This window comes from Sanguibacter keddieii DSM 10542 (assembly GCF_000024925.1).
GTDB classification, from domain to species: domain Bacteria; phylum Actinomycetota; class Actinomycetes; order Actinomycetales; family Cellulomonadaceae; genus Sanguibacter; species Sanguibacter keddieii.
On the sequence record NC_013521.1, the window covers coordinates 1,436,280 to 1,450,184 of the forward strand.

A 13,905-nucleotide genomic window follows, 5' to 3' on the forward strand; every position below is an offset into this window, starting at 1 on the left:
GGACATCATGGGACAGACCGGGCGGCACAACGGCGGGGACGTGCGGCGCAGCGGGGTGGGCAGATGTACCTGACCATCGTCAGCGCCGCCAGGTTCCTCGTCGAGCACTCCGACGAGCCTGTCACGCTGCACGACCTCGCCGACCACGTCGGGTACAGCCCGTTCCACGTCGCGCGGTCCTTCGAGAAGTTCGTCGGCATGCCGCCGGGGCAGTTCCTCGCGGCGCACCGGTTCCAGCGCGCCAAGCAGATGCTGCTGTCCGGTGAGGACAAGGTGGTCGACATCTGCAACGCGGTGGGTTTCAGCTCGGTCGGCACCTTCACCACCCGGTTCGTCAAGGTGGTCGGACTCAGCCCGACCGAGTTCCGCAGGCTCCCGCACACCCTCGCCGAGCGCAAGCCACGGCCGGTGAGCAACCGTGGGCCCGCGCGGGACGGGACGGTGATCACCGGGTCGGTCCACCTGAGCCCCGCCGCCGAGGCTGCCGTAGGACTCGAGCCCGCGGTCTACGTCGGGCTGTTCCGTCGTCGGGCCGCGCAGGGTGTCCCGATCGCCGGGACCCTCATGGGCCCCGAGGGGTACTTCATCCTCATGGACGTCCCACCGGGAGCGTTCTGGTTGCTGGTCTCGGCGCTCCCCTCGCGTGAGGACGCCCCGGGTCAGCTGGTCCCGGCGACCCAGGTGGTCGGGGCCGCGACGCGTCCCGTGCTCGTCCCCGCACGTCCGACGTCGCTGGTGCGTGACGTGAGCATCGACGTGGCCCCCGACTGGGGCGCGCCGGTGCTCGTCGCGTTGCCGCCGCTCGCAGCCGTGTGACTGGTGGTCGTCAGGCGTCGACGGCCGTCGACGCCGTGATGAGCGAGTGCAGCGCCTGCCCGTAGGCCTCGGCGGCCACCTCCGCGCGGAACTCGACCGGCTCGCCGTGCAGTGTGATGGTCACGACGAAGGACCCGGGATCCTCGCTCCGCTCGTCGTCCCCCTGAGAAGGCTCGGCGGCGGTCGCGGGGACGTCCGCGCCGTCGCGCACGAGCGACCGGAAGGTCGCACCGAGCAGCGTCCGCAGCTGTTCCTCGGAGGGCAGCCACAGCGTCTGGTCCATGTCCACGGAGTCCAGGGCCCACTCCGTGGTGCCGTTGAAGCCGAGGATCGTCCCGGTCGGGTACTCGTGGACCTCGACGATGAGCTCGCTCACCGTGTAGACCACCTGGTCGAGGTCCTCGGCCTCGATGGTGAACCGGTCACCGGGGACGGGGTGCCAGCGCAGGCCGGCGAGGGCGAGGGCGCGGGCGAGATCGGCGGAGATCATCGCCCCAGTCTCGCCGCTCGGGGCGCGCCGCGCACCCGGACGAAAATGCCGTGCCGACCTCCCCGGGGCCTCGGTAGGGTCGCGGCATGCCTGGAACACGGACCTCCGGTCAGACCTCCGCCACCCGTCGCCCGACCTCGCCGGTGACGCTCACCCTCGTCGACCTGCCCGAGGACGGCCCGGCGCTCGTCGACCTCGTCTCCTCGCACGAGTATCCCTTCCACGTGCGACGCCACCCCACGCGAGCCGACGTCGAGTCGCGGCTGGTCGACGGGAGCTACCTCGACGAGGACCACGCCACCTACTGGGTGGACCACGCGACCGAGGGGCGCATCGGCGTCGTGACCCTCGAGGACCTCTCCGACGACACCCCCATGCTCGACCTGCGGCTGGTGACCGAGGCCCGCGGCCTCGGGCTCGGCCAGGTGGTCCTCGAGGCGGTGACCGACCTGGTCTTCACGACCATGCCGGAGGCCCGCAGGTTCGAGGGGCAGACGCGCGAGGACAACGTCGCGATGCGGAAGACCTTCCTGCGGTCGGGGTTCCTCAAAGAGGCGCACTACCGCGAGGGGTGGCCTGTCGACGGCGGTGCGCCGCTCGCGTCGGTGGCCTACGCGATCCTGCGCCGGGACTGGGAGTCGGGGACCACCACGCCGTTCGTGTGGGAAGACCTCGAGGCGTAGCCGACCACCGGTTCACGGCGTAGCCGTCCACAGGCCTGGTGCGCCGTGGGCGCGAGGGGCACACTGGTAGGTTCAGGAGCACCGGCCCGGTCGTGCGACCCAGGGCCCACTGCGGACGAGAGGGAGACGGTGAGCGACTGCGGCTTCGGCGACTTCGAGTTCGAGCGGCGCTTCTACGTCGACGAGCTCCCGCCGGCTGTGCTCACCGAGCCCGACCCGGTGCTCATCGTCCAGAGCTACTACCTCGCTGCTGAGGGGTACGCGATGCGGATGCGCGTGCAGTCGAGCACGGTGCTCCTGCCGCTCGACGGCACCGAGGACGAGCTCCAGGTGCTCGGCGACTTCGCGAGCGAGTTCGAGTTCTGCGCCATCACCGTCAAGGGCCCCATGAACGGTGGCACCCGCTACGAGGCCGAGCGCGAGATCGACGTCAACGTCGGCCTCGACATGATCCGGCTCGGCGGCAAGCGCATCATCAAGAACCGCTACGCCCTGTGGCTCGGCGGCGACGGCTGGGTGGTCGACGTGTTCGGCGGAGCGAACCGCCCTCTCATCGTGGCCGAGTGCGAGCGGGGTGGTCCGGTCACCGACCTCACCATCCCCTCGTTCTGCGTCACCGAGGTCACCGAGGACCGCAGGTTCTCCAACGAGTCCCTCTCGCACGCGCCCTTCGCCGGATGGTCGCGGCAGTTCGCCGGCGAGCTCGCGGTCGACGGGCCCCGGTTCCTGCAGGGCTTCGGCCACAACACCCTCGAGACCGACGCCTGACCTCTCGGCCGACGCTCGAGTCAGCAGACTTGATGGACTCGATGGAGACCTCTCCCCGTGCCTCCACGTGGCGCTGCTGCCCTGCGCCGGGTCACCATGGCCTCATGAACCTCACCCGTCGCGCCACCGCTGCAGCCCTGGGCTGCCTCGTGCTCGTCACCTCGGCCGCGTGCTCCGACGACTCCCCAGACAGCTCGAGCGCAGGCTCGACGGCCGGAGCCGACCCCTCCGCAGGTGCCGCAGACTTCTGCGACGTGGCGGTCGAGTCACGCGAGGCCACGTCCTCGGCCGGCGACCAGACCACCGAAGAGGCCGCGACCTCGTGGACCACGGCGGGTGCCGCCATGGAGTCGGTCGTGGCGCCCGACGAGATCGCCGAGCAGTGGGAGACCGTCACCTCCACCGTCGTCGAGGTCGGGGAGATCTTCTCCAGCGGCACCGACGCCGAGAAGGCCGGCGAGACGCAGCGACTGGTCCTCGCGGAGGACTTCCAGGCCGCGCGCTCCGCGGTCGACGACTACGTGGCGCAGAGCTGCGGCTCCTGACCCGCTGACAGCCCGAGAGGTTCAGCCGGGCAGCACGCTGGTGAGGAACCTGTCGACGTCGACGAGCTCCTGCTGCGAGATGCCGTGCGCGAGGCCCGGGTAGACGACGTCGGTGAGCGTCGTGTGCTCCGGCAGCCACGCGCTGGTCCGGGCGAAGGCCTCGGGCATGATGATCGGGTCGACGTCGCCCCGGCCGAAGAACACCGGCGGCGCGATCTGTGCGAGCGCCGCGTCGCCCGGGAGCTCGACGTCGGCGGTGAAGCCTGAGAGCACGACCCCGGCGAAGAACCTCTCAGGACGCGAGCGCAGCAGGTGCGTCACCATGAGACCGCCCTGCGAGAAGCCGAGCAGCGCGACCGGGGCGCTGGCCGGGACGTGCTCGTCGAGCCACGTCAGGACGGCGTCGGCCGCGTCCTGGGTCGCGGCAGGTTCGGGGCGGCCGGGGTCGACGATCGGCACCCAGGCGTACCCGGGTCCGGCGGCGAGGGGCGCGCGGACGGAGACTGTGCGGAACGCGCTCGGCAGGTGCGGCACGAGCCCGACGAGGTCGTGCTCGTGCGACCCGTACCCGTGCATGAGCAGCAGGAGCGGCGCGTCCTGCTCGGTCGTGGCGGACGGTGACCAGACGGCGGCGGACGCCTCGAGGCTCAGAGTCATCCCGTCACCCTAGTGCTGCTGAGCGCCGTGCCGAGCCTGTGCGTCGCTGGTCGGCGCGGGCGTGGAGCATGCCGGACCTGGGGGTCTCGTCGGGCCCCTCAGACCAGGGGCCTGAGGATCGCAGCCACGTCGGGACCTTCTGCCGAGCCCTCCGAGCGTGTCCCGCCCTCGGTCTCGAGGTGGTCGGAGACAGCCGTGAGGAAGTCGACCACGGCCTGCCGGGACTCGGGCGGCACCGTCGCGGCGAGCTCGCGGAGCCGGCGGTGCATGCCGGTCATCCGGGCCTGCAGCTCGTCGTGCGCGTGCTGCGTCGCGGTGATGACCAGGCCGCGCCTGTCTGTCGGGTGCGGGTGGCGCTCGAGGTACCCGGAGGCGGACAGCCGGTCGAGGAGCTTGGTGGTCGACGCGCTCGAGATCCCGAGGAACCGTGCGAGGTCCCGGGGCGTGGCCTGCTGGCCGTTGCTGGTGGAGATGACGACGTGCTGGAGGGCCTGCATGTCGGACTCGTTCATGGCCATGTCGACGCTCATGCGGCGGCGCATGCCCTGGTCGCTCTGGCGGAAACGTCTCAGGGCGTGCAGGATCTCGACCACGGAGTCACTGTTGTCGTACCAGTATCCCGTGGGCCTCTCCGGTTGCTCCGAGGTGGTCATGACATTATGTTACCTTGTGAAGTAAGTAGTTTGGCTAGCGATCCACCGACCGACCGCACAGGTCCTCGCAGACTCCAGGAGGTCAACCGTGACGACAGCCACGTCGGCCCAGGGCGCAGACTCCGCCCCCCAGACCGCACAGGTCGACGACCACGTGATCCTCCTCGCCGAGGACGGCACCCGGATCGGCCACACCCCGCGGGCCACGGTCCACGGGCTCGACACCCCGCTCCACCTCGCCTTCTCGTGCTACCTGCTGCGCGCCGACGGACAGGTGCTGCTCACGCGCCGTGCCCTCGCCAAGCGCACGTGGCCGGGCGTCTGGACCAACTCCTTCTGCGGGCACCCTCGCTTCGGCGAGGAGATGTCGGATGCCGTCCGCCGCCACGCGGCCCACGAGCTCGGCCTCGAGGTCGACGGCATCGAGCTCGTGCTCCCGGACTTCCGGTACCGCGCCGTCGACGCCTCCGGCGTCGTCGAGAACGAGATCTGCCCCGTCTTCTTCGCGACCACCACCCAGGACCCTCAGCCCAACCCGGACGAGGTCATGGACCTCGCCTGGACGAGCATGCAGGACCTCGGCACCGCCATCACGGCGACCCCCTGGGCCTTCAGCCCGTGGATGGTCAGCCAGCTCAACCAGCTCGGCGAGATCGACCTGGGGGCCGGGGACGCATGACGAGCGGCACGACGGAGGGCGTCGTCGCCTCGGGGCCGCGTGTCGGCTCCGACGTGACCGTCGACAGCGTCCTCGACGACTTCTTCGCCGAGGCGATCGACCGGTCTGACGCCTACGGCTCCGACTACACCCAGCTCTGGACCTCGCTGCAGTCCGCGTCCCAGGGCGGCAAGCGCCTGCGACCCCTCCTGCTCACCGGCGTCTACGACCAGCTCGGCGGGACCGACACCGCCCTCGCCGCGACCATCGGCGCCGCCGTCGAGCTGCTGCACACCGCCTTCGTGGTGCACGACGACGTCATCGACCACGACGTCGTCCGGCGCGGCCGGCTCAACGTCTCCGGCACCTTCGCGCAACGCGCGCGGGCCGAGGGCGCTGACGACGAGCGTGCCGAGAACCTGGGTGCCGCCGCAGGCATCCTGGCCGGGGACCTCGCTCTCACGGGAGCCCACCGGCTCGTCGCCTTCAGCGACGCCCCGGCCTCGACCCGGCGCGACCTCGTGCACCTGTTCGACCACGCGGTCTACGTCACGGCTGCCGGCGAGCTCTCGGACGTGCGGTACAGCCTCGACCTCGCACCCGTCGGGCTCGCGGACATCGTCGCGATGGCTGCCCACAAGACGGCCGTGTACTCCTTCGAGCTGCCGCTCCAGGCCGGGGCGGTCCTCGCCGGGGCCGACCCGCGCACGGTCGAGTGGCTCAGCCACGTCGGTCGCCTCGTCGGCACCGCCTTCCAGCTCCTCGACGACATCGACGGGGTGTTCGGCGACGAGCAGACCACCGGCAAGAGCGTCCTCACCGACCTGCGCGAGGGCAAGCTCACGCCGCTCATGGCGCACGCCCGCCAGACCGACGCCTGGCCGACCATCAGCCGGTTCGTCGGCGACGCCAGCCTCACGCACGAGGGCGTCGACGCCGTCCGGCAGGCGCTCGAGGAGGCCGGGTCGCGCAGCTTCATCGAGGACTTCGCCGCCGAGCACCTCGCCTCCGCCCGACGCCTGGCCGACGAGATCTCGCTGCCCGAGGGCTTCACCGGGTGGTTCGAGTCCGTGACGCGCGACGTCGCCCGACGAGCAGCATGAGAAGGACCGCACCCGTGACCTCAGCCGACCACCCGTCGGACGACCTGCACCCCGTCCCGCACGACCCTCGCTACGACGCCGTCGCCCAGGCGAGCGCCGCGGTGGTCATCGACGGGTACTCCACCTCTTTCGGCTGGGCCTGTCGCCTGCTCCACCGCCCGGTCCGCGGGCACGTCCGCAACATCTACGCCCTCGTGCGGCTGGCCGACGAGATCGTCGACGGCCCGCTCGCCGCAGCCGACCCGACGCGCAGCGCCCGCCTGCTCGACGACCTCGAGCGCGAGACGTACGACGCCGTCGCGAGCGGGTACAGCACCAACCTCGTGGTGCACGCCTTCGCGATCACCGCCCGACGCTTCGACCTCGACCACGACCACGTCCGGGCCTTCTTCGCCTCGATGCGCACCGACCTCACGCGCTCGGTCCACACCGCCGACTCCCTCGACGAGTACATCTACGGCTCGGCCGAGGTGGTCGGGCTCATGTGCCTCGACGTGTTCCTCGGGGCGGCCGGCCGCACGGACGTCGCAGACCTGACCCCCGGGGCCCGCAGCCTCGGTGCGGCCTTCCAGAAGATCAACTTCCTGCGCGACCTCGGCGCCGACCACGACGACCTCGGCCGCGCGTACTTCCCCGGGGTCGACCTCGCCGCCTTCACCGACGCCGACCGCGACGTCCTGGTCGCCGACGTGCGCGCCGACCTGGACCGCGCGGCTACGGTGATCCCACGGCTCCCGGCGAACAGCCGGGTAGCCGTCGCAGCAGCCCACGGGCTCTTCGCCGAGCTCACCCGGCGGGTCGCCGCGGTCCCGGCCGCCGAGCTGCTCACCACCCGGGTGCGGGTCCCCGCACCCGCCAAGGCCCGGATCGTCGCGGCCGCACTGAGAAGCAGAGGGTCTTCCGTATGAGCAGGGTCGTCGTCATCGGCGCAGGGATCGCAGGGCTGGCCACGGCGGCGCTCCTCGCCAGGGACGGGCACGACGTGGCCGTCCTCGAGAAGAACGACGTCACGGGCGGGCGCACCGGCTCCTGGGAGTCGGACGGCTTCCGCTTCGACACCGGACCCTCGTGGTACCTCATGCCCGAGGTCTTCGACCACTACTTCCGCCTGCTCGGCACGACGGCCGCCGAGCAGCTCGACCTGACCGTCCTCGACCCCGGGTACCGGGTGTTCGCCGAGGGTGCCGACGCGCCCGTCGACGTGAGCCCCGACCTCGAGACCAACGTCGCGACCTTCGAGTCGGTCGAGCCCGGGGCGGGGGAGCAGCTGCGGCGCTACCTCGAGTCCGCGCGCGAGACCTACGACGTCGCGACCGAGACCTTCCTCTACACCTCGTTCCAGTCCAAGGTGACCCTCGTCCGCAAGGACGTCGTCGCCCGGGCCGGACGCCTCGTGTCTCTGCTGCTGCGCCCGCTCGAGGGCTTCGTCGCGAAGTCCTTCCAGCACCGGACGCTCCGGCAGATCCTCGGCTACCCGGCCGTGTTCCTCGGCTCGTCGCCGGACCGCGCGCCGAGCATGTACCACCTGATGAGCCACCTCGACCTCGCCGACGGCGTCCAGTACCCGCAGGGCGGCTTCACGACGATCATCGACGCGATCGAGCGGCTCGCCCTCGCGGAGGGGGTCCAGGTCCGGACGGGCGCGACCGTCACGGAGATCGTCACCGCTCCGCTCGGCACGGCCGTCTCCGGGCGGCGCAGGACCGCCGGTCGACGCGGCCGTGCCGCCGTCAGCGCCGTCCGGTACACGCTCGCCGACGGCACCGAGAAGACCGTCGACGCCGACGTCGTCGTGAGCGCCGCCGACCTGCACCACACCGAGACGGCACTCCTGCCCGCAGGGCTCCAGACGTACCCGGAGCGCTGGTGGGACTCGCGCGAGTCCGGCCCGGGCGCCGTGCTGGTCTACCTCGGGGTCGACGGCGAGCTCCCCGGGCTCGCGCACCACTCGCTGTTCTTCACCGCCGACTGGCAGAAGAACTTCGACAGCATCTTCGGCGACCACCCCGTGGTGCCCGACCCGGCCTCGATCTACGTGTGCCGGCCCTCCGCGACCGACGCGTCGGTCGCCCCGGCGGGCTCTGAGAACCTCTTCATCCTGGTGCCGGTCCCGCCCGACCCGACCATCGGGGCGGGCGGCGTCGGCGGTGCCGGCGACCCGCTCGTCGAGAAGGCCGCTGACGCGGCGATCGCCCAGGTGGCTGAGTGGGCCGGTGTCCCGGACCTCGCCTCTCGCATCACGGTGCGCCGCACCGTCGGCCCCGCGGACTTCGTGTCCGACTTCAACTCGTGGTCCGGCGGTGCGCTCGGTCCTGCGCACACCTGGAAGCAGAGCGCCTTCCTGCGCGGCAGCAACGCCTCCGCGCTGGTCGACGGCCTGCTGTACGCCGGCGGGACCACCATCCCCGGCATCGGGCTGCCGATGTGCCTCATCAGCGCCGAGATCGCGCTCAAGAGGCTGCGCGGTGACACCTCGACGGGACCGCTGGCGGAACCGCTGTGACGGGGTGGGAGTACTTCGGTGCGCTGCTGCTGTCCCTCGGTGCCATGGTCCTCATGGACTACCGCTGGAAGCTGTTCTTCTGGGCCGACGCGCGCCGCGCCGGGATCGTGCTCGGCACGGGGATCGTCATGTTCTTGCTCTGGGACGTCTCCGGGATCCTCTCGGGAGTGTTCTACCGGGGTGACAGCCCGGGGATGACCGGGCTCGAGATCGCCCCGGACTTCCCGCCCGAGGAGCTCGTGTTCATCACCTTCCTCTGCTATCTCACGATGGTGCTGTTCTGCCTCGTGCGACGCTTCTTCATCACACCCGCAGGGGAGGGACGATCGTGAGCTACGCGCAGCTCAACCTCGTGTTCCTCGTGGTGGTCGCCGTCGCGACCGTGGTCCTCACCCGGCGCGCAGGCGTCGGCCCGCGCTGGTGGCAGGCGGTCGCCCTCGGCATCGTCGTGCTGTCCGTGCTGACGGTCATCTTCGACTCGCTGATGATCATGGCCGACCTGTTCCGGTACGAGGACGACCTCATGGTCGGGATCGTGCTGTGGTTGACGCCGGTCGAGGACCTCGCCTGGCCGATCGCCGCCGGTCTCCTGCTGCCGGCGCTGTGGACGTGGCTGGGGCGCAGAGGCACCCGAGAGGACACCCCGGGGCAGCAGGTCGAGCCAGGACGAGAGGACGCACGGTGAGCACCCCGACGAGCAGCACCCCGCAGACGCCCAGCGCCGCGCGCGCATCGGCCGGGTCGGTCGTCGCCTCGGTGGTCGGGTCCTCTCGACCGATCAGCTGGATCAACACGGCCTACCCCTTCGCCGCCGCGTACCTCATGAGCGGTGGCGGCATCACGGCGACCTTCGTCGTCGGGACGCTGTACTTCCTCATCCCGTACAACCTGCTCATGTACGGGATCAACGACGTGTTCGACTACGAGTCCGACCTCCGCAACCCGCGGAAGGGCGGCGTCGAGGGGATCGTCCTCGACCGGCGCATGCACCGGGTGACCCTGTGGTCGGCCGTGCTGAGCAACCTGCCGTTCCTGGTGTTCCTGGTCGCCGTCGCGCTCGCCTGGCCGGGCCTGGGCGCGCCGGACGAGATCAGCCCGGTCGCCTGCCTCGTCACCCTCGCGGTGAGCGTCTTCGCGGTCGTCGCGTACTCCGCGCCCGGCCTGCGGTTCAAGGAGCGACCGGTCCTCGACTCGCTCACCTCCAGCACGCACTTCGTCAGCCCTGCTGTCGTCGGGCTGGTGTACGCGGGCTCGTCGTTCTCCGCACCCGTGGTCTTCACGCTCGCCGCGTTCTTCCTGTGGGGCGTCGCCTCGCAGGCCTTCGGAGCCGTCCAGGACATCGAGGCAGACCGCGAGGCGGACATCGCCTCGATCGGCACCGTGTTCGGCGCGTCGAGGACCGTGCTCTTCGCGATGGCCGCCTACGCCGCGTCGGCGCTGCTGATGACCGGCGCCGGCTGGCCGGGCGTGCTCGCAGCCGTGGTGCCCGTGCTCTACCTGGTGAACATCGCGCCGTACCGGTCGCTGAGCGACGCGGACTGCGAGCGGGCCAACGCGGGGTGGAAGCGGTTCCTGTGGCTCAACATCGTCTCCGGGTTCCTCATCACCCAGTTGCTCATCTGGATCGCCCTCCGGTAGACCTGCGTCCATGCCCTCCGCCACGACCGTCCTGGTGTCCCTCGACCTCGTGGGGACCGCGGCCTTCGCCATCAACGGCGCGATGACCGCGGTACGCACGGCACGGCTCGACATCGTCGGGATCGTCACCCTCGGCATGATCACCGCGCTCGGTGGCGGGTTCATCCGCGACATCCTGCTCGACGACCTGCCGCCGACCACCTTCCTCGACGGGCGGTACCTGGCGGTCGCGGCGTGCGGCGGGCTCATCGCCTTCGTGCTCGGGCAGCGGCTCGAGAAGCTCGCGACGCCCATCAACGTCCTCGACGCCGCAGGGCTGAGCCTCTTCGCGGTGACCGGCACCCTCAAGGGCCTCGAGTGGGGGCTCGGGGCGACGCAGGCCATCATCCTCGGCGGTGTCACCGCCGTCGGTGGTGGCACGCTGCGCGACATCATGGTGCGGCAGGTCCCCGCCGTGCTGCACTCCGGGCTCTACGCCATCCCCGCGCTCGTCGCCGCCGGGCTGACAGCGGCCTTCGACGCCGGCGGCCTCGCCCTGCTCCCGTGGACCGTGGTCGCCGCGGCCGTCTGCTTCGCGATCCGTCTGGTCGGCGTCCGCTACGACCTGCACGCACCCCGCCCCCGGGACATGAAGAGCCGCGACTGAGATCTCCCGCAGGGTACGGTCGTGCGGTAGTGTGACCGGTCCTCATGCACCCCTGGAGCACGTACACCGTCTTCGCCGCGCTCGGTTTCCGGCGCTATTCGGCGTACCGTCTGGCGACCGCGGCGGGGGCCTTCACCAACACGGTCTTCGGGCTGCTGCGGGCCCCGATCACCATGGCCGTCATCGGTGCCGCAGGCGGAGAGCTCGCGGGGTACGGGGCTCTCGAGGGCGCCACCTACGCCTGGCTCACGCAGGCCGTGCTCACCCCGGTCAACGTGTGGACGTGGGACGAGCTCGCGCAGCGCATCCGCAGCGGTGACATCGCCGTCGACCTCGCCCGCCCGGTCGACCTCCAGGGGGCCTACCTCGCGGCCGACCTCGGGCGCGCCGCCTTCCAGGTGCTGCCGCGCGGCCTCCCGCCGCTGCTCGTCGGGGCCCTCGTCACCGGGCTCGCGATGCCCACGACCGCGCTCCCGTACGTCCTCGGGCTCCTCGCGCTGACGCTCGGCGTCTGCGTCTCCTTCGCCCTGCGGTGGTTGGTGAACCTCGCGGCCTTCTGGCTCGTCGAGCTGCGCGGTGTGCTGACGCTCCACATGGTCGCGGTCGGCGCGCTGAGCGGGCTGACAGTGCCGGTGCACTGGTTCCCGGACTGGCTCGCGCGCATCGCGGCGGCGTCGCCCTTCCCGTCGATGATCCAGGCGCCGGTCGACGTGCTGACCGGTCGGGTCGAGGGTGTCGAGGCCCTCGGTGTCATCGGCGTGCAGGCCGCGTGGTGCCTCGGGCTGCTGCTCGTGGGGCGTGCGGTCCTGGCACGCGGTGTCCGCAGGCTGGTGGTGCAGGGTGGCTGATCTCGCCCCGTACCGCGCGCTCCTCTCGTCGCGGATCCGCTCGCAGCTCGCGTACCGGAGGTCCTTCGCGCTCGACGTCGCCGGGTCGGCCGGGGTCGGGCTCCTCGAGTTCCTCGCGGTGTACGTGATCTTCACGAACGTCACCGAGCTCGGTGGGCTCGACTTCGCCGCCGCGGCGCTCGTCTTCGCCTTCGCGAACCTCGGGTTCTCGCTCGCGGACATCGTCGTCGGGCACGTGGACGCGCTGCCCACCTACCTGCGCTCGGGGACGCTCGACGCCTTCCTGCTGCGGCCGCTGTCCGTCCTGGGGCAGCTGGTGACCAGCGACGTCCAGCTCCGCAGGCTGGGGCGCTGCGCGGTGGGTGTCGCGATCCTCGCGGTCGCGCTGCCGCAGGCCGGGATCGACTGGGACTGGCAGGCGGTGCTGCTCGTGGTGGCGATCCCGCTCGTCGGGGCCGCGATCTTCGCGGCGGTGTTCGTCGCGGCGGCGGCCGCCCAGTTCTGGCTCGTCGACGGCGCCGAGTTCACCAACGCCTTCGTCTACGGGGGCTCGAACGCCGCGTCGTACCCGACGTCGGTCTTCACCACGCCCCTGCGCGCGGTCGTGACCCTCGTGCTGCCCGCGGCATTCACCGCCTACCTGCCGACGCTGCTGCTGATCGGCGAGCCCGGCCCCGCGTGGACGCCCGCGTGGCTCGGGTGGTTCGCCCCGCTGGCCGCGGTCCTCGCCTGGGCCGTCGCCCTCACCGGCTGGAAGGCCGGCCTCCGCCACTACACAGGGACAGGATCATGACCGAGCCGATCATCGACGTCGCCGGGCTCTCGCGGGACTTCCGCGTCCGGACCCCGGCAGGGCGCCTGCGCCGGACGACCCGTACCGTCCACGCAGTCCGCGACCTCACCTTCTCCGTGGCCGAGGGGGCTGCCGTCGGGTACATCGGTGCGAACGGCGCCGGGAAGTCGACGACCATCAAGATGCTCACCGGGATCCTCGTGCCGACCGCCGGGACGGCCCGCACCTGCGGGAGGGTGCCGCACCAGGAGCGGCGCGACCTCGCCCGCGAGATCGGTGTCGTGTTCGGGCAGCGGACCCAGCTGTGGTGGGACCTCCCGCTGCACGAGTCGTACCGGGCGCTGGCTGCCGTCCACCGGCTGCCCGCGGACCGTGCGGCTCGGCGGCAGGCCGAGCTGGTCGACCGGCTGGACCTCGGGGAGTTCCTCGAGACACCCGTCCGCCAGCTCTCGCTCGGGCAGCGGATCCGTGGCGAGATCGCGGCGGCGCTGCTGCACTCGCCGCGGCTGCTGGTCCTCGACGAGCCGACCATCGGCCTCGACGTGCTCAGCAAGGAGCGGCTCCGCGGGTTCCTCGTCGAGGAGCGTGCCGCGCACGGCACGTCGCTGCTGCTCACCACGCACGACATGGACGACGTCCAGCGGCTCACCGAGCGGGTCCTCGTGGTCGACCGCGGGAGCATGGCCTTCGACGGGACGCTCGCCAGGCTCGTCGACAGGGTCGGGGCGCAGCGGGTCGTGGTGGTGGACCTCGTCAGCGGGGCAGGCGGGTCCGGTGCCGGCGCTGCCGGTGCCGGGAGCAGCGGTGGCGTTCCGGGGGTGCCGGACCTGCAGGGGATCCCGGGGACCGAGCTCGTGTCGGTCGAGGCGGACGGCCTGCGCCAGCGGCTCGCCTTCGCGCCCGGGATCACGACGGCTGCCGAGGTGATCGCGGAGGTGGCTGCGCGAGCGACGATCCGCGACGTCGCCATCGAGGAGCCCGACATCGAGGACGTGGTCCGGAGGCTGTACCTGTCGCAGTGACCGAGGGTGTGCGATGCGGCGGGAGGATCTTCGACCGACGCCGCACTCCACTAGATCGTAGAAACGTTCTGACGTAGCGTGG

18 protein-coding genes are annotated in these 13,905 nt (G+C 71.5%); 15 read left to right on the plus strand and 3 right to left on the minus strand.

The window, feature by feature from the left end; genetic code table 11:
* Positions 1–63 precede the first annotated feature (63 nt).
* The gene (locus tag SKED_RS06205) at positions 64–816 is read left to right on the plus strand and encodes a helix-turn-helix domain-containing protein (protein ID WP_012866278.1); all 753 of its coding nucleotides are present in this window, start codon (positions 64–66) and stop codon (positions 814–816) included.
* 10 nt (positions 817–826) lie between these two features.
* Here the strand turns inward: SKED_RS06205 and SKED_RS06210 are convergent, their stop codons facing one another.
* Positions 827–1,306: a hypothetical protein gene (locus tag SKED_RS06210; RefSeq protein ID WP_012866279.1), complete on the minus strand. Its 480-nt coding sequence runs from the start codon at positions 1,304–1,306 to the stop codon at positions 827–829.
* Between the two features lie 86 nt (positions 1,307–1,392).
* Between SKED_RS06210 and SKED_RS06215 the strand changes: the two genes are divergently transcribed.
* From SKED_RS06215 to SKED_RS06225, 3 genes are all read left to right on the plus strand, one after another.
* Complete coding sequence (locus tag SKED_RS06215; protein WP_042437835.1) at positions 1,393–1,989, plus strand: GNAT family N-acetyltransferase; 597 nt, start codon at positions 1,393–1,395, stop codon at positions 1,987–1,989.
* A gap of 129 nt (positions 1,990–2,118) precedes the next feature.
* A complete protein-coding gene (locus tag SKED_RS06220; protein WP_012866281.1) occupies positions 2,119–2,757 on the plus strand; it encodes a CYTH domain-containing protein in 639 nt (212 codons plus the stop codon).
* Between the two features lie 104 nt (positions 2,758–2,861).
* Positions 2,862–3,302, plus strand: a complete 441-nt coding sequence (locus SKED_RS06225) for a hypothetical protein (protein WP_012866282.1) — start codon at positions 2,862–2,864, stop codon at positions 3,300–3,302.
* 21 nt (positions 3,303–3,323) lie between these two features.
* Here SKED_RS06225 and SKED_RS06230 read toward each other — a convergent pair whose 3' ends face one another.
* Both SKED_RS06230 and SKED_RS06235 read right to left on the minus strand, forming a co-directional pair.
* On the minus strand, positions 3,324–3,959 hold the full coding sequence (locus tag SKED_RS06230) for an alpha/beta hydrolase (protein WP_012866283.1): 636 nt from the start codon (positions 3,957–3,959) through the stop codon (positions 3,324–3,326).
* Between the two features lie 98 nt (positions 3,960–4,057).
* Positions 4,058–4,612 carry a MarR family winged helix-turn-helix transcriptional regulator gene (locus SKED_RS06235; protein WP_012866284.1) on the minus strand — a complete coding sequence of 185 codons (555 nt, stop codon included), beginning with the start codon at positions 4,610–4,612 and terminating at the stop codon, positions 4,058–4,060.
* An 88-nt stretch (positions 4,613–4,700) separates the two neighbouring features.
* Here SKED_RS06235 and idi point away from each other — a divergent pair, with 88 nt between their 5' ends.
* From idi to SKED_RS06290, 11 genes are read left to right on the plus strand one after another with little or no spacing between them, the layout of a single operon-like run.
* The gene (gene idi / locus SKED_RS06240; RefSeq protein ID WP_012866285.1) at positions 4,701–5,291 is read left to right on the plus strand and encodes an isopentenyl-diphosphate Delta-isomerase; all 591 of its coding nucleotides are present in this window, start codon (positions 4,701–4,703) and stop codon (positions 5,289–5,291) included.
* Positions 5,288–6,373: a polyprenyl synthetase family protein gene (locus tag SKED_RS06245; protein WP_012866286.1), complete on the plus strand. Its 1,086-nt coding sequence runs from the start codon at positions 5,288–5,290 to the stop codon at positions 6,371–6,373. The genes idi and SKED_RS06245 overlap by 4 nt, the downstream gene beginning before the upstream one ends.
* Positions 6,374–6,387: 14 nt before the next feature.
* Entirely contained in the window at positions 6,388–7,281 is an 894-nt protein-coding gene (locus tag SKED_RS06250) for a phytoene/squalene synthase family protein (protein WP_012866287.1), read from the plus strand.
* Entirely contained in the window at positions 7,278–8,876 is a 1,599-nt protein-coding gene (crtI, locus tag SKED_RS06255) for a phytoene desaturase family protein (RefSeq protein ID WP_012866288.1), read from the plus strand. Before SKED_RS06250 ends, crtI begins: the two co-directional genes overlap by 4 nt.
* Complete coding sequence (locus SKED_RS06260; protein ID WP_012866289.1) at positions 8,873–9,208, plus strand: lycopene cyclase domain-containing protein; 336 nt, start codon at positions 8,873–8,875, stop codon at positions 9,206–9,208. The genes crtI and SKED_RS06260 overlap by 4 nt, the downstream gene beginning before the upstream one ends.
* The gene (locus tag SKED_RS06265; RefSeq protein ID WP_012866290.1) at positions 9,205–9,561 is read left to right on the plus strand and encodes a lycopene cyclase domain-containing protein; all 357 of its coding nucleotides are present in this window, start codon (positions 9,205–9,207) and stop codon (positions 9,559–9,561) included. Before SKED_RS06260 ends, SKED_RS06265 begins: the two co-directional genes overlap by 4 nt.
* Positions 9,558–10,514: a prenyltransferase gene (locus SKED_RS06270; protein WP_012866291.1), complete on the plus strand. Its 957-nt coding sequence runs from the start codon at positions 9,558–9,560 to the stop codon at positions 10,512–10,514. Before SKED_RS06265 ends, SKED_RS06270 begins: the two co-directional genes overlap by 4 nt.
* 10 nt (positions 10,515–10,524) lie before the next feature.
* Positions 10,525–11,160 (plus strand): trimeric intracellular cation channel family protein, encoded by a 636-nt coding sequence (locus SKED_RS06275; protein ID WP_012866292.1) that lies wholly within the window; start codon positions 10,525–10,527, stop codon positions 11,158–11,160.
* A 44-nt stretch (positions 11,161–11,204) separates the two neighbouring features.
* Positions 11,205–12,008, plus strand: coding sequence for an ABC transporter permease (locus tag SKED_RS06280; RefSeq protein WP_012866293.1), 804 nt, complete (start codon positions 11,205–11,207; stop codon positions 12,006–12,008).
* Positions 12,001–12,801 carry an ABC transporter permease gene (locus SKED_RS06285; protein ID WP_012866294.1) on the plus strand — a complete coding sequence of 267 codons (801 nt, stop codon included), beginning with the start codon at positions 12,001–12,003 and terminating at the stop codon, positions 12,799–12,801. The genes SKED_RS06280 and SKED_RS06285 overlap by 8 nt, the downstream gene beginning before the upstream one ends.
* Positions 12,798–13,823 (plus strand): ABC transporter ATP-binding protein, encoded by a 1,026-nt coding sequence (locus SKED_RS06290; RefSeq protein WP_012866295.1) that lies wholly within the window; start codon positions 12,798–12,800, stop codon positions 13,821–13,823. The genes SKED_RS06285 and SKED_RS06290 overlap by 4 nt, the downstream gene beginning before the upstream one ends.
* The last annotated feature ends 82 nt before the right edge of the window (positions 13,824–13,905 follow it).